The sequence below is a fragment of the Guyparkeria sp. genome, assembly GCF_046540515.1.
Lineage (GTDB): Bacteria > Pseudomonadota > Gammaproteobacteria > Halothiobacillales > Halothiobacillaceae > Guyparkeria.
Map to the genome: position 1 here is coordinate 1 of NZ_JBKHFB010000026.1, position 26,157 is coordinate 26,157.

24 protein-coding genes and 1 pseudogene are annotated in these 26,157 nt (G+C 68.0%); 17 read left to right on the forward strand and 8 right to left on the reverse strand.

The features are described 5' to 3' along the window. Positions 1 to 1,313, reverse strand: a 1,313-nt coding sequence (locus ACLFRM_RS04960) for a ShlB/FhaC/HecB family hemolysin secretion/activation protein (RefSeq protein ID WP_410754615.1), incomplete at its 3' end; no start/stop codon positions are given. A gap of 221 nt (positions 1,314 to 1,534) precedes the next feature. Between ACLFRM_RS04960 and ppx the strand changes: the two genes are divergently transcribed. From ppx to ACLFRM_RS04975, 3 genes are all read left to right on the forward strand, one after another. Further along, a complete protein-coding gene (ppx, locus tag ACLFRM_RS04965) occupies positions 1,535 to 3,046 on the forward strand; it encodes an exopolyphosphatase (protein WP_410754616.1) in 1,512 nt (503 codons plus the stop codon). A 15-nt stretch (positions 3,047 to 3,061) separates the two neighbouring features. After that, positions 3,062 to 3,454: a hypothetical protein gene (locus ACLFRM_RS04970; RefSeq protein WP_410754617.1), complete on the forward strand. Its 393-nt coding sequence runs from the start codon at positions 3,062 to 3,064 to the stop codon at positions 3,452 to 3,454. A gap of 80 nt (positions 3,455 to 3,534) precedes the next feature. Then, entirely contained in the window at positions 3,535 to 4,065 is a 531-nt protein-coding gene (locus ACLFRM_RS04975; RefSeq protein WP_410754618.1) for a DsrE family protein, read from the forward strand. Positions 4,066 to 4,125: 60 nt separating this feature from the next. Here the strand turns inward: ACLFRM_RS04975 and ACLFRM_RS04980 are convergent. From ACLFRM_RS04980 to dctP, 3 genes and pseudogenes are all read right to left on the reverse strand, one after another. Continuing rightward, positions 4,126 to 6,513: pseudogene (locus ACLFRM_RS04980) on the reverse strand (phosphoketolase); the annotation flags it as partial. 69 nt (positions 6,514 to 6,582) lie between these two features. After that, complete coding sequence (locus ACLFRM_RS04985; protein WP_410754619.1) at positions 6,583 to 7,731, reverse strand: acetate/propionate family kinase; 1,149 nt, start codon at positions 7,729 to 7,731, stop codon at positions 6,583 to 6,585. A 198-nt stretch (positions 7,732 to 7,929) separates the two neighbouring features. Next, a complete protein-coding gene (gene dctP, locus ACLFRM_RS04990; protein WP_410754620.1) occupies positions 7,930 to 8,979 on the reverse strand; it encodes a TRAP transporter substrate-binding protein DctP in 1,050 nt (349 codons plus the stop codon). Between the two features lie 252 nt (positions 8,980 to 9,231). Between dctP and ACLFRM_RS04995 the strand changes: the two genes are divergently transcribed. After that, a complete protein-coding gene (locus ACLFRM_RS04995) occupies positions 9,232 to 9,891 on the forward strand; it encodes a TRAP transporter small permease (RefSeq protein ID WP_410754621.1) in 660 nt (219 codons plus the stop codon). After that, a complete protein-coding gene (locus ACLFRM_RS05000; protein WP_410754622.1) occupies positions 9,891 to 11,174 on the forward strand; it encodes a TRAP transporter large permease in 1,284 nt (427 codons plus the stop codon). The genes ACLFRM_RS04995 and ACLFRM_RS05000 overlap by 1 nt, the downstream gene beginning before the upstream one ends. A 12-nt stretch (positions 11,175 to 11,186) precedes the next feature. Here ACLFRM_RS05000 and murU read toward each other — a convergent pair whose 3' ends face one another. Further along, complete coding sequence (gene murU, locus ACLFRM_RS05005; RefSeq protein ID WP_410754638.1) at positions 11,187 to 11,879, reverse strand: N-acetylmuramate alpha-1-phosphate uridylyltransferase MurU; 693 nt, start codon at positions 11,877 to 11,879, stop codon at positions 11,187 to 11,189. Positions 11,880 to 11,892: 13 nt separating this feature from the next. After that, entirely contained in the window at positions 11,893 to 12,915 is a 1,023-nt protein-coding gene (locus ACLFRM_RS05010; protein WP_410754623.1) for an aminoglycoside phosphotransferase family protein, read from the reverse strand. Between the two features lie 164 nt (positions 12,916 to 13,079). On the opposite strand from ACLFRM_RS05010, the gene msrP reads away from it, so the two are divergent. The 10 genes from msrP (at position 13,080) to ACLFRM_RS05060 (ending at position 22,499) form a co-directional block, all read left to right on the forward strand. Continuing rightward, positions 13,080 to 14,021 (forward strand): protein-methionine-sulfoxide reductase catalytic subunit MsrP, encoded by a 942-nt coding sequence (msrP, locus tag ACLFRM_RS05015; RefSeq protein WP_410754624.1) that lies wholly within the window; start codon positions 13,080 to 13,082, stop codon positions 14,019 to 14,021. Further along, on the forward strand, positions 14,021 to 14,641 hold the full coding sequence (locus ACLFRM_RS05020) for a sulfite oxidase heme-binding subunit YedZ (protein WP_410754625.1): 621 nt from the start codon (positions 14,021 to 14,023) through the stop codon (positions 14,639 to 14,641). The genes msrP and ACLFRM_RS05020 overlap by 1 nt, the downstream gene beginning before the upstream one ends. Before the next feature lie 76 nt (positions 14,642 to 14,717). After that, entirely contained in the window at positions 14,718 to 15,845 is a 1,128-nt protein-coding gene (locus tag ACLFRM_RS05025) for an NAD(P)/FAD-dependent oxidoreductase (RefSeq protein WP_410754626.1), read from the forward strand. A 119-nt stretch (positions 15,846 to 15,964) separates the two neighbouring features. Then, positions 15,965 to 16,525 carry a hypothetical protein gene (locus ACLFRM_RS05030; RefSeq protein WP_410754627.1) on the forward strand — a complete coding sequence of 187 codons (561 nt, stop codon included), beginning with the start codon at positions 15,965 to 15,967 and terminating at the stop codon, positions 16,523 to 16,525. A 58-nt stretch (positions 16,526 to 16,583) separates the two neighbouring features. Continuing rightward, a complete protein-coding gene (gene mpl / locus ACLFRM_RS05035) occupies positions 16,584 to 17,897 on the forward strand; it encodes a UDP-N-acetylmuramate:L-alanyl-gamma-D-glutamyl-meso-diaminopimelate ligase (protein ID WP_410754639.1) in 1,314 nt (437 codons plus the stop codon). Beyond that, positions 17,894 to 18,523, forward strand: a complete 630-nt coding sequence (locus ACLFRM_RS05040; protein ID WP_410754628.1) for a flavin prenyltransferase UbiX — start codon at positions 17,894 to 17,896, stop codon at positions 18,521 to 18,523. The genes mpl and ACLFRM_RS05040 overlap by 4 nt, the downstream gene beginning before the upstream one ends. A gap of 238 nt (positions 18,524 to 18,761) precedes the next feature. Further along, positions 18,762 to 19,139 carry a thioredoxin gene (gene trxA / locus ACLFRM_RS05045; RefSeq protein WP_410754629.1) on the forward strand — a complete coding sequence of 126 codons (378 nt, stop codon included), beginning with the start codon at positions 18,762 to 18,764 and terminating at the stop codon, positions 19,137 to 19,139. A gap of 64 nt (positions 19,140 to 19,203) precedes the next feature. Continuing rightward, positions 19,204 to 20,118, forward strand: coding sequence for an AEC family transporter (locus ACLFRM_RS05050; protein ID WP_410754630.1), 915 nt, complete (start codon positions 19,204 to 19,206; stop codon positions 20,116 to 20,118). A gap of 24 nt (positions 20,119 to 20,142) precedes the next feature. Continuing rightward, positions 20,143 to 20,706: an FKBP-type peptidyl-prolyl cis-trans isomerase gene (locus ACLFRM_RS05055; protein ID WP_410754631.1), complete on the forward strand. Its 564-nt coding sequence runs from the start codon at positions 20,143 to 20,145 to the stop codon at positions 20,704 to 20,706. Continuing rightward, positions 20,706 to 22,499, forward strand: a complete 1,794-nt coding sequence (locus ACLFRM_RS05060; protein WP_410754632.1) for a M61 family metallopeptidase — start codon at positions 20,706 to 20,708, stop codon at positions 22,497 to 22,499. The genes ACLFRM_RS05055 and ACLFRM_RS05060 overlap by 1 nt, the downstream gene beginning before the upstream one ends. Before the next feature lie 8 nt (positions 22,500 to 22,507). Here the strand turns inward: ACLFRM_RS05060 and ACLFRM_RS05065 are convergent, their stop codons facing one another. Together ACLFRM_RS05065 and ACLFRM_RS05070 are read right to left on the reverse strand one after the other, a co-directional pair. Further along, positions 22,508 to 23,344, reverse strand: coding sequence for a flagellar motor protein MotB (locus ACLFRM_RS05065; protein ID WP_410754633.1), 837 nt, complete (start codon positions 23,342 to 23,344; stop codon positions 22,508 to 22,510). A 3-nt stretch (positions 23,345 to 23,347) separates the two neighbouring features. Beyond that, on the reverse strand, positions 23,348 to 24,103 hold the full coding sequence (locus tag ACLFRM_RS05070; RefSeq protein WP_410754635.1) for a MotA/TolQ/ExbB proton channel family protein: 756 nt from the start codon (positions 24,101 to 24,103) through the stop codon (positions 23,348 to 23,350). Between the two features lie 217 nt (positions 24,104 to 24,320). Between ACLFRM_RS05070 and ACLFRM_RS05075 the strand changes: the two genes are divergently transcribed. Together ACLFRM_RS05075 and ACLFRM_RS05080 are read left to right on the forward strand one after the other, a co-directional pair. Beyond that, the gene (locus tag ACLFRM_RS05075) at positions 24,321 to 25,142 is read left to right on the forward strand and encodes a biotin--[acetyl-CoA-carboxylase] ligase (protein ID WP_410754636.1); all 822 of its coding nucleotides are present in this window, start codon (positions 24,321 to 24,323) and stop codon (positions 25,140 to 25,142) included. Positions 25,143 to 25,173: 31 nt separating this feature from the next. Next, complete coding sequence (locus ACLFRM_RS05080) at positions 25,174 to 26,028, forward strand: type III pantothenate kinase (RefSeq protein ID WP_410754637.1); 855 nt, start codon at positions 25,174 to 25,176, stop codon at positions 26,026 to 26,028. Positions 26,029 to 26,157: the final 129 nt, after the last annotated feature.

Genomic DNA, 26,157 nt, shown 5'->3' on the forward strand with positions numbered 1-26,157 from the left:
GTGAACGGGGCGTCGAGCCGGACGTGAAACGAGGTGATGCGCGGCCGTGCGGTGCCTTCGCCGAAAGCTTCCTCGGGGGCCGGCTTCGCGCCGAGCATGCCGGTGCCCCAGCGGTGGCTCAGCGAGAGGTCGAGCGTGGCCCGGCCGAGGAAACGCCGGTGCTCGATGCCGGCCGTGTAGCCGGCCATGCGGCGGTCCTGGACGGTGATGCGGGTATCGTCGATCGCGTTGGCGTAGGTCTGCAACCAGGCCGTCGCCGTCAGGCGGGTGCGGCCTGTGTCGTTGCGGTGCACGACGCGGGAGATCGCCAGCTCGCGCCGCTCGCCCCGGCCACTGTAACGGTGGTCGCGGTCGAGGCCGGCGATGGTCTGATCGTATTCGAAGCGACTGGCCGTGGCCCCGAGCCGCCAGTAACCGAACGGTACGGAGTAGTGCAGCGTGTACGACTCGGTGTGACCGGGCCGCTCGCTTTCATCGAGCCCGAGATTGCGGGTGAGGCTGGCGTAGAACAGGCCGTTGAGACCGAACAGGTGATCGCCGAAGACGGTGGCCGTGCCGAGAAGACGCCCCGTCTCGCGGCTGCCGGAATCGTCGACCGAAAGCGAGAGCCGCAACGGGAAGCCCTGCTGCCAGTCGACTACCACGTCGCTGTCACCGGCTGACTGGCCGGGCTGGATGGCGATGTCGGCGGTGACACTGGGCAGGCGCTCGAGGTTTTCCAACCCCTGCTCGAGATCGCGCAGGTCGAGGAGATCGCCCGCGTTGTTCGGGAAGGCGGTATCGAGGCGGGCACGCTCGTCGGAGGCGGCGCTTGCCCGGATGGCACCGACTCGGCCCGGGAGGATCGCGAGCCGCAGTTCGCCTGACTCGAGATCCTGGGGCGGTGCATCGAGGCGGGTGGTGATCAGCCCGAGGTCGATCAGTTGCTGCTGGGTCTCGCGGAGGATCGCCCGGATGCCTTGCTCGCCCAGGCAGTGCCCGTCGCGCCAGCCCAGCTGCTCGAGTGCGCGGTCGAGGGCTCGTGCGAATCGTGGCTGGCCGTCCCCGGTCAGGCGGATCCGGTCGATCTCGACACAGGGCGTCTCGTTGGCGGGAAGTTCGGGCGAGGGGCGCGCCGAGCGCGGCAGGCGCACGTCGGGTGTCGCTTCGAATCGCTCGCGCAACTCGTGCTGGCGCTCGAGCTGGCGGAGCGACTCGTCGGTCGGGTCGGTTTCCTGCGCGGCGGCAGGTGGCGCAAGCGCTGCGGCCAGCGTCATGGCGATCCATGCCATGCACTGGCCGTAGCCGCCCGGGCGGCATCGGGTAACTACCACGTCTCTCGTCCTTGAGATTGATGGGTGTTTATCAGCTTGTTCTTCTACGCTAAACGATCTGCCGGGGGCTCGCAAGATTGACCGATCGCTCGGCGACAGGGTTTCTGGTCACCGGCAAAATGGACATAATGCGATGGGTCGCAGCCGTGCCGCGGTCCTCGAATCCAGATACCTAGCCTCGAGCTTGCTCGAGGCAGCACTCAGCCGGGATGCCAAAGCCCATGCAGGACGGAGAAGTCATCGCCTCGGTGGACCTGGGGTCCAACAGTTTTCACATGCTGGTCGCCCGGGTCGAGTCGGGGCAGTTGCAGGTCATCGACCGGATGAAGGAGATGGTGCGGCTGGCCGGCGGGCTGGACGAGCACGGCTATCTCTCGCAGGCGGCGATCGAGCGCGGGCTGGATTGCCTGCGGCGATTCGGGCAGCGCCTGTCCGGCATGCGCCGTGGCCGGGTGCGGATCGTGGGCACCAATACCTTGCGGGCGGCCAAGAACGGTTCGACCTTCATTCGTCGCGCGCAGCGGGCCATCGGTCATCCGATCGAGATCATCGGCGGGCGCGAGGAGGCGCGGCTGGTGTATCTCGGGGTGGCCCACAGCGACGTGCCGGCCGACGGCCGGCGGCTGGTCGTGGATATCGGTGGCGGTTCGACCGAGCTGATCATCGGCGAGGGCTTCGAGCCGGTGCGCATGGAGAGTGCGCCGCTGGGCTGCGTGCGCCTGACCAACGATCATTTCAGCGACGGCAAGTACGACAAGACCCGCATGCTCAAGGCCGAACGCCGCGCCGAACTGGAGCTGATGAGCTACCAGCGAGCCTACCGCGAGATGGGCTGGGCGCGCGCGGTGGGCAGCAGCGGCACGGCGCGTTCGCTGGCCACCGTGGCCGAGGCGAACGGCTGGGGCGACGGCAGCCTGACGCTGGACGGGCTGGATGCCATCCGCAAGGCGGTGCTCAAGGCCGGCAGCCTCGACAAGCTCTCGCTCGACGGGCTGTCCGACGACCGCAAGCCGGTATTCGTCGGCGGGCTGGTGGCGATGCGCGCCGTGTTCGAGGCACTCGGCATCGAGCGCATGGCGATCTCCGACGGCGCGCTGCGCGAGGGACTGATCTACGACTGGCTCGAGCGCCAGGACTTCGACGACGTGCGCGACCTGACCGTCGGGCGGTTGCAGCGCATGTTCAACGTCGATGCGACTCACGCCGAGCGGGTGGCGGCGACCACCGCGTCGCTCTGGCGCCAGGTCGAGGCGAGCTGGGGGGCGACCAGCGACGAGACCAGCGAGGCACTGCCGCTGGCCACCTGGCTGGACGTGGCCGCGCGCGTCCACGAGGTGGGGCTGGCGATCTCCCATTCCGGCTACCATCATCACGGCGCCTACGTGCTCGAGCACGCCGACATGCCCGGCCTGACCCGCACGGCCCAGGCGGCGGTCGCCGCGCTGGTGCATGCCCACCGGCGCAAGTTCAAGCCGGCGCGTTTCGAGTCGCTCGACGAGGACATGCGCCCGCTGGTGATGCGCCTGGCCGTGATCCTGCGCGTGGCGGTGCTGTTTCATCGTGACCGGGGCGAGGGCATCGCCCCCGCGCAGGTGAGCGTCGAGGCCGACGGCGACCGGCTGGCCCTGAAATTCGCCCCCGGCTGGCTCGACGATCACCCGCTGACGGTGGCCGACCTCGAGCGAGAGCAGGCCTACATTGCCAACTGCGGTTTCGATCTGCAGTTCGGTTGATCGGAGCGAGACGACATGCCACACGGAGATCCGATTGCTTCGGCCGCCGCGGCCGTGATCGCAGCCGCGGCCCTGGTCGCCATGCCGGCCCTCGTGGCCGCGAAGAGCGTCGAGGGCCGATTCGTGGCCTTTGGCCCGGGCAACTGGTCTTGTGAGGATGCGATCGCAGTTGCCCAAGGAGATCATCCTGGCAGCCAGGGCAAGCTCGACGGTTTCATCGCGGGCTATCTCACCGCGAGCAACGTCATCCTCAAGAACACCTACGACATCCAGTCCGGCGAGCCGGTCTCGGCCGCCCGCAAGGCGGTGCTCGAGTTCTGCGCCGAGAACCCGAGGGTCAATCTCGCCAATGCGCTCGCGGTGCATACCCAGCGCCGCTACCCCGATCGCCACAGCGTCCCGCGCTAGGAAACCCGATCTCGCGACCCCGCGCCAATCGTCGATGATCGGCTATGCTCCTTTTCCACCTCGAAACCGGGAGCAAGGGAATGACCACCATCGCCTCTTTTCTGCAGCGTGCCGCCACGCTGCCTCGTCTCGTCGCCCGACTGATTGCCGTGCCATTGGCCGCCCTGGTGCTGGTCGTCTCGATGCCGGTTTTTGCGCAGGATGACACCCAGCGAGTCGTCTACCACGTCGATTTCGCCGATCCGACCCGCTATTCGGCGACGCTGACCTCGATCAACAACCTGATCGGCGATGCCGAGCAGAAACTGATCGACTGGGACGTGCACCTGGTGCTGGTCGGCCATGGCATCCGGTTCGCTACCGATGACCCGCTCGAGGGCACGCCGTATGCCGCCGACGAGGCGCTCGACGAGCGGCGTGCCGAACTCAAGGGGCGCCTGGAGACACTGATGGACGTGCGCGAGGTCAACGTGCATCTCTGCGACGTGACCCGCGGCGAGATCGACCTGCCCGAGGACAGGCTCTACGAGGGAATCGAACTGGTGGGCTCGGGGGTGGCCAAGATCGCCGACCTGCAGCGCGAGGGCTACGCCTACCTCAAGATCCAGTAACGCGCGGCCTCGTCCCGCCGCCCGAAGCCCCGGTTCCGCCGGGGCTTTGCTGTTTCCGGTTCAGGTCTTCTCGGGGGCGATGCTCCCGGGCAGGGATGGCCACTGCCACTCGAGGATCTCGGGCATGTCCTCGCCGTGTTCGCGGATGTACTGCTCGTGCTCGATCAGTCGCTGTTCCATTTGCTGGCGCAGGTGGGCGCCACGGACCTTCAGCCCGGGGACGCGTTCGATCACGTCGATGACGAGATGAAAGCGGTCGATCTCGTTCTTGACCGCCATGTCGAACGGGGTGGTGGTCGTGCCTTCTTCCTTGTAACCACGCACGTGGAGGTTGTGGTGGTTGCTGCGCCGGTAGGTCAGGCGATGGATCAGCCACGGGTAGCCGTGGTAGGCGAACACCACCGGCCGGTCGAGGGTGAATAGCGAGTCGAAGGCGCTATCCGACAGGCCGTGCGGGTGCTCGCTTTCGGGCTGGAGTTTCATCAGGTCGACCACGTTGACCACCCGTACGCGCAGTTCGGGCAGATGGCGGCGCAGCAGGTCGACGGCCGCCAGGGTCTCCTCGGTGGGCACGTCGCCGGCGCAGGCCATCACCACGTCGGGCTCCAGGCCGTCGTCGCTGCTGGCCCATTCCCAGATCGATACCCCGGCCGTGCAGTGCTGTATCGCCGCCTCCATGTCGAGGTACTGGGGTTGCGGCTGTTTGCCGGCGACGATCACGTTGACGTAGTCGCGACTGCGCAGGCAGTGGTCGGTGACCGACAGCAGGCAGTTGGCATCCGGTGGGAAGTAGACGCGGACCACGCTCGCCTTCTTGTTGACCACCAGGTCGATGAACCCGGGGTCCTGGTGCGAGAAGCCGTTGTGGTCCTGGCGCCAGACGTGGCTGGTCAGGAGGTAGTTGAGTGACGGCACCGGCGCACGCCACGGGATGTCCCGGCTGGTATCCAGCCACTTGGCGTGCTGGTTGAACATCGAGTCGACGATGTGGATGAAGGCCTCGTAGCAGGCGAACAGGCCGTGGCGGCCGGTCAGCAGGTAACCCTCCAGCCAGCCCTGGCAGGTGTGCTCCGAGAGGATCTCCATGACCCGCCCGCCGCGGCCGAGATGCTCGTCGGTGGGCAGGGTCTCGGCGTTCCAGGCGCGATCGGTGACGGCAAGGACGTCATCGAGACGGTTGGATGAGGTTTCGTCGGGGCCGAACAGGCGGAAATTGCGCGACTCGTGGCTGCGCTCCATCACGTCGCGCAGGAAGCGACCCATCGCGCGGGTCGACTCGGCCCTGGTCTGTCCCGGCGCCTCGACCGGGATGGCGTAGTCGCGAAAGTCGGGCAGGTCGAGCGGGCGACACAGCAGCCCGCCGTTGGCATGCGGGTTGGCGGACATCCGCCGGTTGCCCGTCGGCGTGCGTCCGGTCAGCCAGTCGAGCGGCCGGCCGTGTTCGTCGAACAGTTCCTCGGGGCGATAGCTCTTCATCCAGGATTCGAGGATCTCGAGATAGGCCGGGTGTTCGCGAACATGCTTCATCGGGACCTGGTGGGAGCGCCAGGTGTTCTCCACCGGCTTGCCGTCGACTTCCTCGGGGCCGGTCCAGCCCTTGGGCGTGCGCAGGACGATCATCGGCCAGCGCGGGCGGACCGTTTCGCCGTCTTCTCGTGCCCGACGCTGGATGGCGTCGATCTCGTCGAGGACGCGGTCGAGTGTCTCGAGCATCGCCACGTGCATCCGTTCGGGGTCCTCGCCGCTGACGAAATGGGGGTGGTAGCCGTAGCCGCGCAGCAGCGCCTCGAGTTCGTCTTCCGGGATGCGGGCGAGCACGGTCGGGTTGGCGATCTTGTAGCCGTTGAGGTGCAGGATCGGCAGCACCGCGCCGTCGCGAACGGGATCGAGGAACTTGTTCGAGTGCCAGGAGGTCGCCAGCGGGCCGGTCTCCGCCTCGCCGTCGCCGACCACCGCGCAGACGACCAGCTCGGGGTTGTCGAACGCCGCGCCGAAGGCGTGCGAGAGCACGTAGCCGAGTTCGCCGCCCTCGTGGATCGACCCCGGGGTCTCCGGGGCGACGTGCGACGGGATGCCACCGGGGAAGGAAAACTGCTTGAACAGTCGCTGCATCCCTGCCTCGTCGCGGCTGATGCGCGGATAGATTTCCGAGTATGTCCCGTCGAGCCAGGCGCTCGCCACCAGCCCGGGGCCGCCATGGCCCGGGCCGGTGAGGAAGATCGCGTCGAGATCGCGCGCGAGGATCTGGTGGTTCATGTGCGCGTAGATGAAGTTCAGCCCCGGGGTAGTGCCCCAGTGGCCGAGCAGGCGCGGCTTGATGTGCTCGCGGGCCAGCGGCTCGCGCAACAGCGGGTTGTCGAGCAGGTAGATCTGGCCTGCGGACAGGTAGTTGGCCGCGCGCCAGAAACCGTCGATCGCGTCGATGTCACGTCGTTGCATGGTGTTGGCCTCGTCGGAATGGAAGGGCGGAACGTCCCGCCGTCAGTCATCAGAGCAGTCGAATGTATCGCCCGTGTGTCAGTCGAGATCCTGGATCTCCCGGACCATCTCGCGTTCCTCGTCGGCGGGGACCACCCAGATGCCGGCCGGACTGTGCGGCTGGTGCAGGGCGCGCACCCCTGTCTCGTCACGCCGATTCGCGGTGACATCCAGAGCCAGTCCCATCACCCCGAGTCCCTTGCAGACCGACTCGCGCACCACCATGTCGTGCTCGCCCACCCCGCCGGTGAACACGAGGGCATCGAGACGGCCGAGGTTGACCAGATAGCCGCCGAGATAGTGGCGGATGCGGTGGATGTACATGGCCAGCGCGGTACTTGCCCGTTCGCTGCCCCGGTCGATGGCGTTGTGGATCTCGCGCAAGTCGCGCGTTCCGCACAGCCCGAGCAGGCCGGACTCGTGGTTGAGCAGGTGGTCGACCTCGTCGCTCGACAGGCCGCCCTCGCGTTCGAGCACGCCGGGGATGGCCGGGTCGATGTCGCCGGCCCGCGTGCCCATCACCAGGCCCTCGAGCGGGGTCATGCCCATCGAGGTCGCCACGCTGCGCCCGCCGCGGATGGCCGTGACGCTGGCGCCGTTGCCCAGGTGCAGCACGATCAGGTTGAGTCGCTCCGGCGGGTGGCCGGTGGCATCGGCGAGACAACGCAGGGCATGCGCCGCGGACAGGCCGTGAAACCCGAAGCGGCGGATGCCCAGCCGGTCTCGGCACCACGCCGGCAGGGCGTAGTCGCGCGATTCCGGTGGCAGGTCGCGATGAAAGGCCGTGTCGAACAGGGCGTACTGGGGCGTGTCGGGGAATCGCCGGCGGGTCAGCTCGATGCAGGCCGCGGCGATGGGGTTGTGCAGGGGGGCGAGCGGCTCGATCTGGTGCAGGGCGTCGATCACGGCCGCGTCGATGCGTGTCGGGGTGTCGAAGCGCTCGCCGCCGTGGACCACACGATGCGCGATGCCGCGAAACGGACCGGCCTCGTCCGGGGGCAGGGCGGTGATCAGTTCGTCGAGGGCATGCGAGTGGGCCTCGCCGAGCGAGCCGCCGGTGTCGTTCAGCGCCTCGGCCGTGCAGGCGTGGCGGCGGTTGCCGCCCGCATCGAAGATCGCCAGCTTGAGCGAGGACGAGCCGGCATTGATCGCCAGCCAACGCGCGTTGTCCGGCCCGTCTGTCGTCATCGCTGCGGCCCTCTGCGTGAGCGTGCGGGGCTCGCCACTGTCGGCACCCCCGGTTGATTCGAGTCGTCCGTTCAATCCTAGTCGGAAAAGTCACGTCTTGTCAGCGGCTTGAGTTATGCCGCGTGCCGACGGACACGAAAAAGGCGCGCCGGATGGCGCGCCTGTGGGAACGGATCGGCGTGGTGCCGGGGTGGGCGGTTATTCCGCGTCACCCTCGGCCACGGCGTCCTGGATCGCCTCGAGGATCTTCTCGCCGCGCGGGCCGGCCATCTCGACGAACTGGTCGTAGACGGACTCGTTGCGCTCGGCGAAGGCGGCGACCTGTTCCTCGGTCAGCCGGACGAATTCCGTGCCGCCGTCTGCGCGGATTTCCTCGGCCGCCTCCTCGTTGAGCTTCTGCTGCTCCTCGTAGATGTACGGGCCGAGTTCCTCGGTCACCTCGTTCACGCTCTCGCGCATGTCCTCGGGCAGGCTGTCGAGGAAGCTCGGGCTGGAGATCACCGTGGCGACGAACTGGGCGTTCTTCGCCTCGATCATGTAGTCCTGGACCTCGTGGAAGCTCATGTCGCGCATGGCGAACATCGGCTGGACCTGTGCGTCGATCTGGCCGCGCTCGAGCCCGCCGTAGACTTCGGAGTACGCCATGCCCTGCGGGCTGGCGCCGTAGGCCTCGTAGGTAGCCAGCAGGAGTTTCGACGGCATGACGCGGAACTTCACGCCATCGAAGTCCTCGGGCTGTTCGATCTTCTTGTTCGAACTCCAGACCATCCAGCCTTCGGGCACGATGGAGAGCAGCTCCAGACCCTTCTCGTTGTAGGCCTCGCCGAGTTCGCCGTAGACGGTCTCGTTGTCGGTGAAGATCGACCGGTTGACCTCATCGTCCTGCGAGAACAGGAAGTGCAGGGAGAATACCTGCGCCTCGGGGATCGTCGAGCCGACGTGGCCGGCCGAGGCGAAGGCGAACTGCACGGTGTTGTTCTGGATCTGCTGGGTGATGTCCTGCGAGCTACCCAGCGTGCCGTAGGGGTAGATCTTGACCTCGACGTCGTCGTGACGCTCCTCGACCAGCTCCTTGAACTTCTCCGCGTAGGCCCACTGGACGCCACCCTCGGTCTCCTCGAGGGCAAACTTCCAGACCTGCTTGCCGTCGTCCGGCGATGGCCCGCAGCCAGTCAGCGCCAGCCCGGCGGCGAGGGCGAGAGAGCCCATCCACAGGGCGCCCTTGTGTAGGAAGGTCTTTTCGTTCATCTGGTCTCTCCCTGGTTCTTACTTGGTGCGTTCGGTCTCGATGATTCAACACGGGTCGACTCGTCCGGGCCCGATCCGATGACCTTAGCATGTCGGGCAAGCCGGCTCAGGTGTCGGCGCGTGGACAGGGTCTTCCGGCCGGGACTACACTGGGAAGCCAGTTCGGTACGCCGGCAGGCGGCGTGCCGGAATCGCAACGACAAGGTCGGGAGCGCTCGTGAAGCTCGACGCCTCACCGGCAGGGAGACGTGGATGTCCGAATCGCAGGGAGGCCCTTTCCGTTCACCGGTGATGCGGGCCATTCGAGGTCTCGACCGGGGGATCGGCTGGCTGGAAGACGCCGTGCTGATCGTGTCGATCCTGTTCATGGCGACGCTGAACATCGTCAACGTGCTCGGCAACAACCTCAAGGACTGGGGCGTGCCGTTCGTCAACGGGCTTTCCTGGACCGTGGAGATCAACCAGGCGCTGCTGGTGATCATCACCTTCGTCGGGGTGGCGAAGGGCGCGCGGCACGGGCGCAACATCCGCATGTCCGCCATTTACGACCAGCTCAGGGGCAAGTGGCGCAAGGGGCTGAACATCGTCATCACCACCGGGTCGGCCGCGGTGATGTTCTACCTCGCCTACTACGCCTTCCTCTACGAGGCGCAGGTCCGCGCCATCGGCCAGTCCACGCCCTCGCTGGGCATTCCGTTGTGGGTTCTCTACATCGCCGTGCCCGCGGGGCTGTTCCTCACCGGCGTGCAGTACAGCCTGACCACGGTGCGCAACCTGACCGAGAAGGAGGTCTACCGATCGTTCGCCGAGCGGGAGGTCTACGAGGAGGCGGACCTCGCCGCCGCCGAGGCCAGGAAGCTCGAGGAAGGCGACGACCGCGACGCCTCCGCTGACAGGGAGGGTCGTCACTGATGCTCACCCTGACCTTCGTGCTGATGTTCCTGCTCCTGCTGATGGGCTTCCCGATGATGGTGCCCCTGATCATCGGGGCGCTGGCGATACTGGTGGTGAGTTTCCCCGAAGTGGGTGCCAATCAGCTCATCCAGCAGATGGTCGGCGGGGTGCGGCCGTCGGTGCTGGTCGCCGTGCCGATGTTCATCCTGGCGGCCGACATCATGACCAAGGGCCACACGGCCAACCGCCTGCTCGACCTGGTGCATGCCTTCGTCGGGCATCGCCGCGGCGGGCTGCCGATCACCACGGCCGTGTCCTGCACCCTGTTCGGGGCGGTATCCGGTTCGACCCAGGCCACCGTGGTCGCCATCGGCACCGCCTTGCGGCCGAAGATGCTCAAGGCCGGCTACAAGGACAGCTTCACCATGGCGCTGCTGGTGAATGCCTCGGACGTGGCCCTGCTCATACCGCCGTCGATCGCGGCGATCATCTACGGCGTGGCGGCCAATGTCTCGGTGGGCGAGATGTTCATCGCCGGGATCGGGCCGGGGCTGCTGATCATGGTGATGTTCTCGGTCTACAGCTGGTGGATCTCCAAGCGCTTGAACATCCCGCTGGGCGAGCGGGTCGGCTGGGCGGACCGCCTGCGGGCGATCCGCGGGGCCATCCTGCCGATGGGTTTCCCGGTGGTGGTGCTCGGCGGGATCTATTCCGGCCTGTTCAGCCCCACCGAGGCGGCGGCGATGTCGGTGTTCTACGCGCTGATCATCGAGATGCTGGTCTTCCGCTCGGTCAAGTTCTCCGACCTGCCGGGCATCGCGTTGTCGACCGGGCTGATCACCGCGGTGGTGTTCATCCTGGTCGGGGCGGGGCAGGCCTTCTCCTGGGTGATCTCGCTGGCGCAGATTCCCACCGACATCCTCGGCCCGATGATCGACCACGTGGCGGCCAATCCCACTCACCTGCTGATCCTGATCGCCGTGTCCTACTTCGTCGCCTGCATGTTCGTCGACCCGATCGTGGCGATCTTCGTGCTCACGCCGATCTTCATTCCGGCGATCAACGCCTCGGGGGTCGACCCGATACTCGTGGGCACGCTGGTGGTGCTGCAGTCGGCGATCGGCTCGGCCACGCCGCCGTTCGGCTACGACATCTTCACCGCCATGGCCGTTTTCCGGCGGCCGTACATGGAGATCGTCAAGGGCACGCCGCCATTTGTTCTCATGCTGCTGGCGACGACGGTGCTGCTGATCATGTTCCCGCAGATCGCCCTGTTCCTGCGGGATCTGGCCTTCCGCTGACGGAGCGCGGTGTCAGTCGTTCTGCACGCGACGCCTGGCCTCGGCCAGGCGTTCCTGCGTTCCGACGTCCAGCCAGTCGCCGCGGTGGCGTTCCCCGCAGACCTGCCCGGCCGCGATGGCCTCGTGCAGCAGCGGGCCGAGCGCCCGGCGTCCGGGCTCGAGTCCCGCGAACATCGTCCGGCGGTAAAGCCCGATGCCCGAGTAGGTGAAGCACTGGTCGGATCCCGGCGTGAGTCGCCCCGTCGCATCGAGGCCGAAGTCGCCTTCGGGGTGATGGGGCGGGTTGTCGACCAGTACCAGGTGGGCGAGGCAGTCGTCGGGCAGGCACGCCGCCCGCTCCGCGAGCGCCCGGTAGTCGATGTCGGCCAGCACGTCGCCGTTGACCAGCAGGAAGGTCGGTGACAGGTGCCGGAGTGCGTGGCGGATGCCGCCGGCGGTCTCCAGCGCGTCCTCGGCCCGCTCTCCCTCGACGGAATACTCGATCGTCAGCCCCCAGCGCGTTCCGTCATCGAGGTGCGCCCGGAGCTTCTCGCCCAGATGGGCCAGGTTGATCACCACCCGCCCGATGCCGGCGGCGGCCAGCCGCTCGAGGTGGTGCTCGATCAGCGGCTTGCCGCCGACCTCGATCAGCGGCTTGGGGGTGTGGTCAGTCAACGGGCGCAGCCGTTCGCCGCGGCCGGCGGCGAGGATCATGGCCGTGGACATCATGTTGGCCGTCTCAGACACGAGGGTGCTCCGGGGCGTTCGTTGGTTCGAGGCCGGTGATCAGCTCGCGCAACGGTTCGAGTCCCGGGGCACGATCGATGGCCCACTGCAAATGACGCCAGGTCAGCGGCAGGTCGTCGAGGTAGCCGTGCTTGCCGTCACGATGACTCAGGCGGGCGAAGATGCCCAGTACCTTCAGGTGACGTTGCACGGCCACCCAGGCGAAGTCCTCGATGAATTGCTCGAGGCTCGCGTCGGTCAGGCCGGCCGCGTCCGCCTGCCTCCAGAAGGCCTCGATCTCGCGCTCGACCCAGTCGGCGGGCCAGTCGATGTACGAGTCGCGCAGCAGCGAGACCAGGTCGTAGGGCAGGGGGCCGGCCACCGCGTCCTGAAAGTCGATGATCGCCCAGTCGTTGCCGGAGCGCATCAGGTTGCGGCTGTGGTAGTCGCGATGGACGAATACCGGCGGCATCGCGGCAAGCCGCTCGGCGATCCGGTCGCGCAGCGCCTGCCAGTGTCGGGCCTGTTCCTCCGACCAGTCCGCGCCCAGGTGCCCGGCGCGATACCACTCGTCGAACAATTGCATCTCGGTGGTCAGCCGCGTGGCATCGAAGGCGGGCAGCCCGTTGCGCTCGACGCGCGCCATCGGGATCAACTGGGCGCGGCAGTCGGCCAGCGCGGTCGCCCGGTCCGTCGCCCCGGCGCCGGCCTGCCAGGAAAACAGCGTCTCGTGGCCCAGGTCGTCGAGCAGCAGGAAGCCGGCGGCGAGATCGCGGGCGTGGATGCGCGGCACCGGCAGGCCGGCGCGTTCCAGGCGCGCATGCACGTCGAGGAAGGTGTCCAGCGGCTCCTTGTCGGGCGGCGAGTCCATCACGATCAGGCTGTGTTCTCCCGGTTCGCCCGGGCCGCTCGTCCGCCAGTAGCGGCGGTTGCTGGCATCGCTGGAAGCCGCGCGCAGCTCACCGAAGCCGGTGGTGTGCCGGTCGAGGAACCGGTGGGCGAGATCGCGTCTGGGGTCGGCGACGAGGTCGGGCATCCGGGGCGGGTCCTGTCGAATTCGTGAATGATCGCGGGCAAGACGGTTCGGCGCCTGCAAGCGGCGCACTTTGCGTCAATACTGGGGTCCAACCCGACGGGGCAATGCCCGGGATTCTACCTGCCCGGGCCTGCCGTCGGCATCCGCGACTCGAGAGGCCTGCCATGCGATACCGTATTCGTTCCCCGCACCCGCCACGCGAGTGGGAGGTCACCGATCCCGCCCTGGCGATGGATCGCAGCGCGCGGCGGTCGTTCCTGCGTTCCGTGATCGGTGCCGGTGCGGCACTGGCCCTGCCCGGCTGCGGACGCGCCGACGAGGGCAGGCCGCTGGCCGAGCAGCTGACCGAGAAGGAGGCCATCACCGGCTACAACAACTACTACGAGCTCGGCACCGGCAAGACCGATCCGAAACGCAACGCCGACGCCCTGGCCTCGCTGATCGACCGGCTCTCGCCCTGGGAGTTCGAGGTCGACGGCCTGGTCGCCCGCCCGGGGCGCTTCAGCCTGGATGATCTTACCGGCCTCAAGGCGCCGGAGGAGCGTATCTACCGCATGCGCTGCGTCGAGGGCTGGTCGATGGTGATCCCCTGGGAGGGCGTGCCGTTGAAGGCGCTGCTCGATCGGGTCGAGCCGACCGGCGAGGCCCGGTTCGTGCGCTTCGAGACGGTCTATCGGCCCGACAACCCGCTCCCCGGGCAGACCCGGTCGGTGCTCGACTGGCCCTATGTCGAAGGGTTGCGGCTGGACGAGGCCATGCACCCGCTCACGCTGCTGGCCACCGGCATCTACGGCGAGACGCTGACCCCGCAGAACGGCGCACCCGTGCGGCTGGTCGTGCCGTGGAAATACGGCTTCAAGGGCGGCAAGTCGCTGGTGCGCATCAGCCTGGTGCGCGAGCAGCCCACCTCGAGCTGGACGGCCGCCGCGCCACGCGAGTACGGCTTCTACGCCAACGTGAACCCCGAGGTGGATCATCCCCGCTGGTCGCAGGCGACCGAACGGCGGATCGGCGAATGGGGGCGGCGCGATACCTTGATGTTCAACGGCTATGCCGAGGAGGTGGCCCACCTCTACAAGGGCATGGATCTCAAGAAGCACTACTGATGGCTGCGCGTCGTCCATGGCTGGCCAATCGACCGGCGTGGTGGCTGATCTTCCTCGCGCAACTGGCGCCGTTGATCTACCTCGCCTGGGCGATCCCCACCCACCAACTCGGCTACGAGCCGGTGGTCGACAGCCTGCGCTTTCTGGGCGACACCGCGCTCTACCTGCTCCTGATCGGGCTGGCGGTCACGCCGATCCAGCGCCTGTTGCCGCGCCTCGGGCTGATCGACTACCGGCGCATGCTCGGCCTGTACGCCGTCTTCTACGCCAGTTTGCACGTGTCGCTCTGGGTGGCGGTCGACCGGCAACTCGATCTCGCCGCGATCTGGGAGGACGTGCTCGAACGCGAGCACATCACCTTCGGCGCGATTGCCTTCCTGCTGCTCGTGCCGCTGGCGATCACGTCCACGCAGGGCTGGATGCGCCGTCTCGGGCGGCGCTGGAAGCAGGTGCACCGACTGGTCTATCCGGCCACCGCCCTGGTCGTGCTGCATTACTTCCTGTCGGTGAAGTTCGATACCCGCACCCCGATCGTGCTGGGCGTCGTGCTCTTGTCCCTGTTTCTGGCGCGCCCCTTCACGCGGTGGTTGGTCGAGCGGCGACGAGGGCGTGCGAATTGAGGATTAGAAAGTTCTTATGCCAAGATAAGGCGCGCAAACGCGTTGGCAATCCAGTCTGTACCCGGGAGGGCAAGGCATGAAACTTTCGGTCATCGGTGCGGGGTTCGGTGCCCTGACGGCGGTTCGGCGCCTGCGGCGGTTGCGTCCGCAGGCGGAGATCACCCTGATCGCGCCCGAGCCCACCTTCCAGTACTACCCCAGCCTGATCTGGGTGCCCGCGGGGCTGCGCCGGCGCGAGGACATCCTGTTCGACATCCGCCCGCTGCTCGAACGGCTCGACGTGCGGTTCCACGCCGGTCGGGTCACCGGCGTCAGCGACGACGGGCGGCGGGTGATCACCGACAACGGCGAGGTGGAGAACGACGGCCTGATCATCGCCAGCGGCGGTCGCTTCCTCAAGAAGCTGCCGGGTATCGAGCACGCCATCACCCTGTGCGAGGGCATCGATGCCGCCGAGGCGATCCACGACCGACTGGGCGAGATGGACGGCGGCACCATCGCCATCGGCTTTGGCGGCAACCCCAAGGAGCCGGCCGCGGTGCGCGGCGGGCCGATGTTCGAGCTGCTGTTCGGCATCGACCGACTGCTGCGCCAGCAGGGGCGCCGCGAGCAATTCAAGCTGGTGTTCTTCAACCCCTCCCCGCGGCCGGGCAACCGGCTGGGCGAGGCGGCCGTCGACCGGCTGCTCGACCGGATGCGCAAATTCGACATCGAGACCCACATCGGTGCCAAGCCGCAGCGCTTCGAGGCCGATTGCGTGATCACCGAAAGGGGCGAGCTGGCGGCCGACCTGATCCTGTTCATGCCCGGCATGACCGGCCCGGCCTGGCTGGAAAACGCCCCGTTCCCGACCTCGCCCGGCGGCATGATCGAGGCCGACGAGCACACACGGGTCAAGGGGGCGGACAAGGTCTTTGTCGTCGGCGATTCGGGCAGCTACCCCGCGCCGGACTGGGCGCCCAAGCAGGCGCACATGGCCGACCTGCAGGCGGTGGCGGCCGCCGAGAACCTGGTCGCCGAGCTCGACGGCCAGCCAATCGCGCGCACCTTCAAGTGGGAGCTGGTCTGCGTGATGGACATGCTCGATCGGGCGACCCTGGTGTTCCGCAACGAGAAACGCCAGTTCGTCACCCCGCCGTGCCGTCTGCTGCACTGGGCCAAGCGGTTCTTCGAGTGGTGGTACCTGCGCGATCTTCGACGCTGACGCCTCCATTGCGTGGTCCTGATGCGGGAGCGCAGACGGGACCGCCCGTTTTGCGCTAGGCTTGCTGCCGTCTTTTTTCGGGCCGCCTTCGGTCGAGCCGCGTCAATGGGGATGCCGTCTTGTCTCTGATCCGCCTTTTCTTCCAGTTGCTGTTCCTGCGCGCCGGTCCCGAGGACATGCCTGCCGGCCAGCGACCGCTGTTGATCGCGGTCGCCTTCTACCTCGTTGTGGGTGTGTTGCTCGATCTTGCGGTCGCCAGCGAGGGCCAGGGCGGTCTTGGAGCCGGCCTGCTGCTGCTCGGCGCCGATGCGATCGTCCTGGTGGGGTACTCGGCCGGCCTGGCCGTGTTGCGCAATCACCGCGCCCGTATCCCGCAGATGCTCACCGCCCTGTTCGGTGCCACGGCGATGCTCGGCCTGGTCGCCTGGCCACTGGTGGCCATGCAGCCTACCGGCGCCGAGGCCGCCGACATCGACACCCAGCTGGGTATCTGGTCGGTGCTGATGATCGCGCTGTTCGCCTGGAACCTCGTCGTGCTGGGCCAGATTTATCGCCGTACGCTCGATTTCGGCGCGGCGATCGGCGTGCTCACCGCGCTGGGCTACTTCATCCTCAGCTCGCTGGTCTACATGACGCTCGCGGTGCAGCTGTTGCCCGGCGAGACGGCGCTGCCGACATGAGGTGCCCGTGAAGCCGACGGAAAAACGACTGCATATCCTCGGGATCGCCGGGACCTTCATGGGCTCGCTGGCGTTACTCGCCCGCGAGATGGGTTATGAGGTCTCGGGGCGCGATCACGCCATCTACCCGCCGATGAGCGACCAGCTCGCCCGCGCCGGGATCGCGGTGGAGACCGACATGGACGCGCCGCTGCCCGAGGATGCCGAGATCATCGTCGGCAACGTGATGCGCCGCGACATGCCGGTGATCGACCAGTTGCTCAACGGCTTCTACCGCTTTCGTTCCGGGCCGCAGTGGCTGGGCGAGGAGGTGCTCTCGCAGCGGTTCGTGCTGGCCGTCTCCGGCACCCACGGCAAGACCACCACCAGCTCGATGGTCGCGCACATCCTGGAATCGGTCGGCATGGCGCCCGGATTCCTGATCGGCGGGGTGCCGGGCGGGTTCGGCGTCAGCGCCCGGCTGGGCGAGACGCCGTTCTTCGTCATCGAGGCCGACGAGTACGACACGGCGTTTTTCGACAAGCGCTCGAAGTTCCTGCACTACCGTCCGCGCGGGCTGGTGATCAACAATCTCGAGTTCGACCACGCCGACATCTTCCCGGACCTGGCTGCCATCGAGAGACAGTTCGCCCACCTGCTGCGGCTGGTGCCGGGGCAGGGCAAGGTGATCGCCCCGCTGGGCGAACCGGCGATCGACCGGGTGCTGGAACAGGGCGTCTGGTCGCCGGTCGAACGCCTGGCCGAGCAGCCGGCCGCCGGTGCCGCCTGGTGGCAGGATCACGGCGAGCTGTTCTGCGAGGGCGAGTCGGTCGGTTACCTGCCGGACGCCATTCGGGGGGCGCACAACCGTCGCAACGCGATGGCCGCCGTGGCACTGGCCCGGTTCGCCGGGGTGCCGGCGGTCGAGGGGCTGGCCGCGCTGGCGGACTTCGGTGGGGTCGCCCGGCGCCTCGAGTTCAAGGGCGAGGCTCGCGGGGTGCGCGTGATCGACGACTTTGCCCATCATCCGACCGCCATCGAGGCGACGCTCGCAGCCGTCCGCGAGCAGATGCCGGAAGGCGCCCGGCTGATCGCGGTGCTCGACCCGCGTTCGAACACCATGCGCGCCGGCGTGCATGCCGGCCGGCTCGGCCCGGCGCTGTCGGGCGCCGACCGGGTGTTCGTGCATGCCCCGGACGATCTGGCCTTCGACCCGGCCACCGCGCTTGCCGAACTGGGCGGGCGCCTGGCCGTCGCCGACTCGGTCGAGCAGTTGCTCGAGGCCGTGATGACCGACAGCCGCGACGGCGACTGGGTGGTCTCGATGAGCAATGGCGGCTTCGGCGGTTTTCCCGCCCGGCTGGTCGACGCGCTACGCGAGGTGGCGGCATGAGGCGTCGGGGCGAAACGGAACACGTGGTGCTGGCGATGACCGGCGCCTCCGGGCTGCCCTACGCGCTGCGGCTGCTCGAATGCCTGATCGCGGCGAATTGCCGGGTCAGCCTGATCGCCTCGAAGGCCGCGCACGCGGTGGCAGCACTCGAGCTCGACGAGCCGTTCCCCGCCCGTCACGATGCGCTGGCCGCCGAACTGGGCGGCCGGTTCGGCGCCGCCGAGGGGCAGGTCACCGGCTTTGCCCGCCAGGACTGGACTGCTCCGTTCGCCTCCGGTTCGAATCCCCCGGATGCCATGGTGGTCTGTCCCTGCACCACCGGCACGCTCGGGGCGATCGCCAACGGTCTGTCGGATTCCCTGATCGAGCGCACGGCCGACGTCTGCCTCAAGGAGCGTCGCGACCTGGTGATCGTGCCGCGCGAGGCGCCGCTGACGGCCATCGCGCTTGGTCAGATGACGCGGCTGGCCGAGCTCGGCGCGGTGATCCTGCCGCCTTCGCCGGCCTTCTACCACCGCCCGCGGACGATCCGGGACCTGATCGATTTCACCGTCGCGCGCATCCTCGACCAGATCGACGTGCCGCACGACCTGCACGCCCGCTGGGGCGAGCGTGACGGCGACTGACCGGCAGCGTCGTGCACACGCCCCGGCCGCGGATTGCCCGGGGGATCGGGGGTGCCCGGGTTGAATTCTTCGCGTGTGCCCTTACCTCGGTCGATTCGATCCCGGGCGCCATGGTCCAGCGATGACCAAACATTGGTTCGGCGATGGCTCGACGATCGAGCAACCCGTTTTCGTGACCCGGCGTAACCGGGTCGACATGCGGCCGGCCCGCGGGCCGGCATGATCCAAAGGTGTCTTTATGACCGTTCATACCGCGACCGCGGACAACCTCGAAGGCCTTCTCAAGGACAACGACATCCTGCTGCTGGATTTCTGGGCGCCCTGGTGCGGCCCGTGCCAGTCCTTCGGTCCGATCTTCGAGCAGGCCGCCGAGGCCAATCCCGACGTGGGTTTTGCCAAGGTGAACACCGAGGAAGAGCAGGCGATCGCCGGCCACTTCCAGATCCGTTCGATCCCGACGCTGATGGTGTTCCGCGAACAGATCCTGCTGTTCAACCAGGCCGGCGCCCTGCCGCGCAATGCCCTCGACGAACTGATCACCAAGGTCAAGGACCTGGACATGAACGAGGTGCGCGCCGAGGTCGAGAAGGCCGAAGCGGAGGCCAAGGGCGAGTGAAGCGGCCCACCCGGCCCATCCGGATCGGGTGGCGCGCTGACCGACGCGTGGCGGTCGGGCGGCGGTGATATCGGTCATCCTGCAGATGGCCGGCACCATCGCGCTCGGCCACATCTGGCGCTATCTGCCGCTGGGGGGATGGAGCGCCGACCGGGCGCGCGGGGCGCTGACCTCGTCGGTCTACTACCTGTTCCTGCCGGCGCTGGTGTTCGCGGTGCTGTGGCGTGCGCCGCTGGGCGTGGACACCCTGCGGATCGCCGGGACGGCGGCCGTCGCGGTGATCGGCTCGCTGGCGCTGATGTACGCCGTCGGGCGGCTGATGCCGCTCACCCGGCCGCAGTTCGGCGCATTGCTGCTGGCGGCGGGTTTTCCCAACGCGACCTACATGGGGCTGCCGCTGCTCGACAGCCTGTTCGGCGATGCCGGTCAGGCAGTGGCCATCCAGTACGACCTGTTTGCCTGCACGCCGCTGCTGCTCTCGGTGGGGATCCTCCTTGCCGCGCGTTTTGGTGACAGCGACGAGGAGGTCCACCCGCTCAAGACCCTGCTCAAGGTGCCACCGTTGTGGGCGGCGCTCGCCGGTGCCGGGTTGAACCTCGCCGGGGTGTCGCAGCCCGACTGGGCGGCCGACTGGCTCGACCGCCTCGGGGCGGCCGTGGTGCCGATCATGCTGGTCGCGCTGGGCATGAGCCTGCGCCTGGAAACATTGACCGGACGCCAGCTGCTGACCGTCAGTCCCGCGATCGCGATCCAGTTGTTGTGGATGCCGCTGGTGGCGCTGGGCTTCGCGCTGATGGTCGGCACCAGCGGACAGACACTGACCGCCGTGGTGCTGGAAGGGGCGATGCCGGTGATGGTGCTCGGGCTGGTGCTGTGTGACCGCTTCGGGCTGGACACGGGGCTGTATGCCACAACCGCGAGCGCCTCGACCCTGCTGGCCTTGCTGACCATCCCGTTCTGGCACGGCGTGACGATATGATTCCTTAGCAGAGGACCCACGAAAATGAGTGAAGACAAGCAAGCGGACTCGACGCCCGCGGTGGCCAAGGATCGCGTGGTGCGCGTGTTTCACGTCATGCGCGACGACGACGGTGCGATCCTGGCCGACACGCGCGTAGATGGCTTCGAGTACATCCACGGCCACGGCAACCTCATCCCGGGGCTGGAGGCCGCGCTGGACGGGCATGTCGAGGGCGACGAGATCGAGGTGACCGTCGAGCCGGAGCAGGCCTACGGGCTGCACGACCCCGAGGGCGTGGTCGAGGTGCCGCGCGAGCGGATCGAGGCGCAGGCCGAGCTCACCCCGGGCAATATGGTCGAGGCCCACGGCCCCGAGGGGCGCATCGAGATGCTGGTCCTCGAGGTGGGCGAGAAGACCGTCAAGGTCGATCTCAATCACCCGCTGGCCGGTTTTCGCCTGCACTTCACCGCCCGCGTGGGGCCGGTGCGCGAGGCGCATCCGGACGAGATCAAGCATGGCCGTGTCCACCCCGGCGGCCACCACCTGATGACCAGTGATTCGTCGGTGTCCGACCTGCCGGGGCAAGCGTCGGATCAGGAATCCTGATGGGACAGTCCGCCGTCGTCGCCAAGACTGCCCCCCGAGTCGAACCGTTCTACCGCATCGGGTTTGCCGGCTACCGCAGCCGCTACCTCGACGTGACCTTGAACCTGCCGGCCAGCGACGAGGGCTATCGCTTGAGCCTGCCGGCCTGGATCCCGGGTAGTTACCTGGTGCGTGACTTCGCCCGTCACCTGGTGGGCAAGCACGCCGAGGATGCCCGCGGGCGGCCGGTGGCGATCACCCCGGTCGACCAGCAGACCTGGGATCTCGCCGGTACCGATGTCGACGTGTCGGTCCACTATCGGGTCTACTGCGCGGATTTCTCGGTGCGCAGCGCGCACGTGGATTCGAGTCACGTGTTCTTCAACGGGACCAGCGTGTTCCTGCGGGTCCACGGCGCGGAGGATGAACGCCACGAGGTGGTGATCGACGGGGACGACCTGCCGCCCGACTGGCGCGTGGCGACCACCCTGCCGGCGATCGCGATCGACGAGCGCGGCTTCGGCGACTTCGCCGCGGCCGGCTACGAGGCCCTGATCGATCACCCGGTGGAGATCGCCGACTTCGTCGAACGCCAGTTCACCGCCGGCGGCGTGCTGCACCGGATGGTGTTCACCAATGCCCTGCCGGAGACCGACTTCGACCGCATCGCCGCCGATGTCGCGCGTATCTGCGAGACCGAGATCGAGCTGTTCGACGGCGCGCCCTTCGACGAGTACCTGTTCCTGGTGGCGCTGGACGAGTCGGGCTTCGGCGGGCTGGAGCACCGCGATTCGACCGCGCTGATCTTTCCCCGCGCCCACCTGCCGTCGGTGACCGCCGCCGGGGTGAGCAAGGAATACCAGCGGTTTCTGAGCCTCTGCGCCCACGAGTACTTCCACAACTGGAACGTCAAGCGAATTCGTCCGGCGGCCTTCGCCGGCCTGCCGCTCGACCGCCCGGCGCACACGCGCCTGTTGTGGGTGTTCGAGGGCTTTACCAGCTACTTCGACGACTGGCTGGTGCGCCACGCCGGCCTGATCGACGAGAGCCAGTACCTCGCCGCACTCGAGGAGACCATCAACCGTGCCATGCGTGGCAAGGGCTGGTCGCGGCAGACGCTGGAGGAGTCGAGCTTCTACGCCTGGACGCGCTTCTACCAGCAGGACGCCAACGCGGTGAACGCGATCGTCAGCTACTACACCCGGGGGGCGATCGTCGCCCTGATGCTGGATCTGATGCTGCGCGAGCGCGGCGTGAGCCTGATGGACGTGATGCGTCGCCTGTGGGAACACCACGGCGAGTCGCCGCTGGCCGAAGGCGAGCGGGTCGAGGCACTGATCGAGGCGGCGATGGGCGAGCCGATGGGCGCATTCTTCGACCGGGCGCTGCGCTCGACCGAGACCCTCGATGTCGCCGGGCTGTTGGCGCGCTTCGGCGTGGCGATGGTGCCGCGGGCCGAGCAGCCCGGCCCGGACACGGGCATCCGTGTCGACGTCGGCGATTCGCAGGCGGCACGCGTGGTCCTGGTGTTCGAGGATCGCCCCGGGGCGGCGGCCGGGCTGGCGGTCGACGATCGCATCATCGCGATCGATGGCTTTGCGGTGAACGGCGGCAACTGGGGCGAGCGTATCGCCCGGCATCGCGCCGGCGACCGGCTGGCGCTGCATGTCTTTCGCCAGGGGCGCCTGCTGGAGATGACGCTGAGGCTGGCGCCGGAGTGTCTGAACCAGCATCGGCTCGAACCGGCGGTTGCGGATATCGAGACCGAGGCACGGTTCGCCGACTGGCTGGCGCCCCTTCACGCTGCGGGTTGACGCCCATCCTAATCGATCGGCTGACCGTCGAGCTGAGGCTTGTCGACATCTGCCCAGGTCGGCACCAGGGCGATCTCCACCCGGCGGTTGAGGGCGCGGTTGGCCTCGCCGTCGTTCGGTGCGATCGGGTTGTTCTCGCCCATGCCGCGCGCCGAAAGCCGATCGGCCTCGATACCCTGATCGCGTAGTTCCATCAGCACGCTCACGGCCCGCGCGGCCGAAAGGTCCCAGTTCGAGCGGAACCGCCCCGAGCGGATGGGCACATCGTCGGTGTAGCCGGTGACCACGATGCGGTCGCCGCTGTCGATCAGGTCGTCGGCGATCCGGTCGATCACCGGCTCGAAGGCCTGCTGCATGTCCGCGCTGCCCGAGGGGAAAGAGGCGTTTTCCTTGATGCGGATGATCACCGTGTCGTCGGTGGTCTCGATCTCGATGTCGCCGGCGGCGATGGCATCGCTCATGGTCGAGCGCAGTTCGGTGGCCCTCTCCTCGAGTTGCGCGCGGCGCAGGTCCTCGAGCGCGCGGTCGTCGCCTTCGGGGCTCGCCGTGGGCGGGGCCTCGAGTTCGATCAACTGGGTGGGGGGCGGCCCCTCGATCTTGCTGTCCGGATCGGCCGCCCCCGGTGCGAGTTCGACGGCCGAGTCGCCGGGTGCCGCCGTCGAGTCGGTGGGCAGGCTGCCGAACGAACTGCGCATGGTTTCCGCCACGGCCTTGTAGCGCTCGACGTCGACCACCGAGATCGACAGCATCAGCACGAAGAAGGTCAGCAGCAGGGTGACCATGTCGGCGTAGGTGGTCAGCCAGCCCCCGGAACTCCCCACCTTTCGTCGACGGGCGCGGACCATGGGTCAGTCCTCCTCCTGGCGCTCGCGGCTGGGCAGGAAGGTCTCCAGGAGGCCGCGCAGGATGCGCGGATTGATGCCGTCCTGGATGCCGCGGATGCCCTCGAGGATCAGGCGCTGCTCGCGCGACTCCTGGGTCGCGCGCATCTGCAGCTTGGTCATGATCGGCAGGGCGATCGCCTGGGCGATTACCGCGCCGTAGAAGGTGGTCAGCAAGGCGGTGGCCATCGCCGGGCCGATGCTCGACGGATCGTCGAGCGAACTCAGCATCTGCACCAGGCCAACCAGGGTGCCGATCATGCCCATCGCCGGGGCGACGTCGTAGATGCTCTTGAACATCTGCACGCCGCCGTCGTGGCGCTCCTCGGAGAGCTCGATGTCGCGCTCGAGGGTGCGATCGATCACCTCCATCGGCTGACCGTCGACGATCATGCGCACGCCCTTTTCCATGAACGGGTGGCTGATCTCCTGGTCCTCGAGCGCCAGTGCGCCGTCATGGCGCGCTACCTGGGCGAGCTCCTCGATCTCGTCGATCAGTCCGGTCAGGCTGTGCGGCCGGTCGATGAAGGCCTGCTTGATCACGCCGAAGGACTGGACGAACTGGCGGAAGGTGATCATCGCCAGCGTGATCGAAAGGGTGCCGCCGACCACGATCAGTGCGCCCGGGATGCTGATGAACCCGAGCGGGTACTGACCGAGCCCGATCGCGAGGATCACGACGGCCAGCGCCGAGACAATGCCGATGATGGTTGCTTTGTCCAAGGGCTCCTCAGGAGTTGATGTCGCGAGATCAACGGGATACGTGCTGAATTGGCGGCTGGCCGCACGTAGCCATCGCAGATTGCCCGGTTGGCCTCGTTCTGCCGGCCCGAGCCAGTATAATCGGGCCCGTTTCGCAAAACTTGAGCGTACCGGTGCCGACGCGTGGTCGTCACGCCCCGGCTCGAACCCACCTTTGCCCGTTTTCTCGGGGTCTCCCATGCATCGCGACCTCGCGCTCGATTTCGATTCGCTGCTCCCGCGGCTTGGTCAGCTGGCCGAGGCGCGAGGCTGGTCGCTGGCCGCCGAGGCGCGCGTCGATTCGACCAACCGACGCGTAGGCGCCCTGGTCGGATCGGCCGAAGGGGGCGGGCGCCGGCCGGCCCTGGCCGTGGCGAACGAGCAGACTGCGGGGGTCGGGCGGCGTGGTGCGCGATGGCAGAGTGGGCCTGGCGACGGTCTGTGGTTCTCGCTGGCCGTGCCGGCCGGTAAGAGGCTGCCCGAGGCGCCCGCTGGCCTCGCGTTGGCGGGGCGACTGGCCGGGGTGCTGCAAGGACACGGTGTGCCGGTCGTGGTCAAGTGGCCCAACGATCTGTATCTCGAACAGGGCAAGCTGGGCGGACTGATGATCGAGCGTCGCCGTCTCGGAGGGGTGCTCTGCTGGGTGGCCGGGGTCGGGATCAATTGGCGGTACCCCGCCGGCCGACTCGATGCGGATTATCGGCCGGCCTCCCTCGGGAAGGCAGTTGACGCTCGGCGAATCGATTCCGTCGACCTGGCGCTGGCCCTGATCGAGGCGGCAATCGCCGTGATGACTCGCCCCGAGGACTGGCCGGCCGAGATCGCGCTGTTTTCCAGGGCGCATCATGGGTTTGGCGAGCCGGTGGTGGTGGAGCGCGGCGACGGCACCCGCGAGACGGGTATCGCCGGCCCGATCCGTCCGGACGGCGAGCTGGAAGTCGGTCGTTCCGACGGCCGTGTGATCCGGGCGGGTACACACGATCGGGTGCGGTTGCTCGCCGAGTCCGCCCGATGCGACTGATATCGAACGTTTTTAAGGAAGACCTGATCCTGTGAACTGTTACATCGATGCGGGCAACAGCCGAATCAAGGCCCATCTTGCCCGCCGCAGCCAGAAGGCCGTCGAGCCGGAGGTGATCGACTGGCCGGCCGCCGACGAGCCGGATGCCGTCGGCGCCTTGGCCACGCGACTCGAGCCACTGCTGGTCGACGAGAAGGGGCGCTCGCCGAAGCAGGTGGTGCTGGCCTCCGTGGTCGAGGCGCGTCGACGCGAGTGGCTGGAGACCGCGATTGCCGAGGTCTGCCCGCAGGCGGAGCGCCGCTGGCTGAGCGTGCCGCGCAAGTGCTGCCACGTGCGCGTCGCCTACGAGTCGCCCGAGGGACTCGGTATCGATCGCTTCTGCGCGATGATCGAGGCCCATGCCCGCCATGCCGACCGCCCGCTGGCGGTCATCAACGCCGGCACGGCCGTCACGCTCGACGTGCTGGCCGCCGACGGGCAGCACCTCGGCGGCCTGATCCTGCCGGGCTGGCGCGCGCAACTCGAGGCCCTGCGATCGGCCGCGCCGGCCCTGGCCCCGGCGATCGACTCGCTAGGCCGAAATGCCGGTCCGGTCCGGGCGTCGGAGCCTGTCGCGGAGGTCCCCGAGGCGACGCGGCGGCTGGGTCTTGCCGCCGACACCGCCACGGCAATCGAGCTGGGTCGCCACTGGCTGCTCGCCGCCGGGGTGAACCAGATGCTTTCGGTCTGGCGGGAGCGGTTGGCCGAGCAGGGCGAGCTGCTTGCCGTACTGTCCGGAGGGGATGCCGGTCGTCTGGCCGACCTGGTCGACCCGGCGATCGAGCGGTGTGTCGAAGCCGACCTGGTGCTGTGCGGCGTCGTGCGTCTGGCACGGGCACGTCGCTGACCGACCCGTCGGGCGCGCGGCGGCGGACGGCGCTTGGCAAAGCCCGGCCGCTGTGCGTAAAATGCGCGCCCATTGCCGGCTTAGCTCAGTTGGTAGAGCAACCGCCTTGTAAGCGGTAGGTCGTGAGTT

Coding starts and splice junctions, on each gene's coding strand:
- ACLFRM_RS05000 (WP_410754622.1), top strand. CDS start 9,891: ATGCTCACCCTGACCTTCGTGCTGATGTTCCTGCTCCTGCTGATGGGC.
- ACLFRM_RS05020 (WP_410754625.1), top strand. CDS start 14,021: ATGGCTGCGCGTCGTCCATGGCTGGCCAATCGACCGGCGTGGTGGCTG.
- ACLFRM_RS04970 (WP_410754617.1), top strand. CDS start 3,062: ATGCCACACGGAGATCCGATTGCTTCGGCCGCCGCGGCCGTGATCGCA.
- ACLFRM_RS04985 (WP_410754619.1), bottom strand. CDS start 7,731: ATGACGACAGACGGGCCGGACAACGCGCGTTGGCTGGCGATCAATGCC.
- trxA (WP_410754629.1), top strand. CDS start 18,762: ATGACCGTTCATACCGCGACCGCGGACAACCTCGAAGGCCTTCTCAAG.
- mpl (WP_410754639.1), top strand. CDS start 16,584: ATGGGCTCGCTGGCGTTACTCGCCCGCGAGATGGGTTATGAGGTCTCG.
- murU (WP_410754638.1), bottom strand. CDS start 11,879: ATGTCCACGGCCATGATCCTCGCCGCCGGCCGCGGCGAACGGCTGCGC.
- ACLFRM_RS05065 (WP_410754633.1), bottom strand. CDS start 23,344: ATGGTCCGCGCCCGTCGACGAAAGGTGGGGAGTTCCGGGGGCTGGCTG.
- msrP (WP_410754624.1), top strand. CDS start 13,080: ATGCGATACCGTATTCGTTCCCCGCACCCGCCACGCGAGTGGGAGGTC.
- ACLFRM_RS05040 (WP_410754628.1), top strand. CDS start 17,894: ATGAGGCGTCGGGGCGAAACGGAACACGTGGTGCTGGCGATGACCGGC.
- ACLFRM_RS05060 (WP_410754632.1), top strand. CDS start 20,706: ATGGGACAGTCCGCCGTCGTCGCCAAGACTGCCCCCCGAGTCGAACCG.
- dctP (WP_410754620.1), bottom strand. CDS start 8,979: ATGAACGAAAAGACCTTCCTACACAAGGGCGCCCTGTGGATGGGCTCT.
- ACLFRM_RS05010 (WP_410754623.1), bottom strand. CDS start 12,915: ATGCCCGACCTCGTCGCCGACCCCAGACGCGATCTCGCCCACCGGTTC.
- ACLFRM_RS04995 (WP_410754621.1), top strand. CDS start 9,232: ATGTCCGAATCGCAGGGAGGCCCTTTCCGTTCACCGGTGATGCGGGCC.
- ACLFRM_RS05075 (WP_410754636.1), top strand. CDS start 24,321: ATGCATCGCGACCTCGCGCTCGATTTCGATTCGCTGCTCCCGCGGCTT.
- ACLFRM_RS05025 (WP_410754626.1), top strand. CDS start 14,718: ATGAAACTTTCGGTCATCGGTGCGGGGTTCGGTGCCCTGACGGCGGTT.
- ppx (WP_410754616.1), top strand. CDS start 1,535: ATGCAGGACGGAGAAGTCATCGCCTCGGTGGACCTGGGGTCCAACAGT.
- ACLFRM_RS04975 (WP_410754618.1), top strand. CDS start 3,535: ATGACCACCATCGCCTCTTTTCTGCAGCGTGCCGCCACGCTGCCTCGT.
- ACLFRM_RS05055 (WP_410754631.1), top strand. CDS start 20,143: ATGAGTGAAGACAAGCAAGCGGACTCGACGCCCGCGGTGGCCAAGGAT.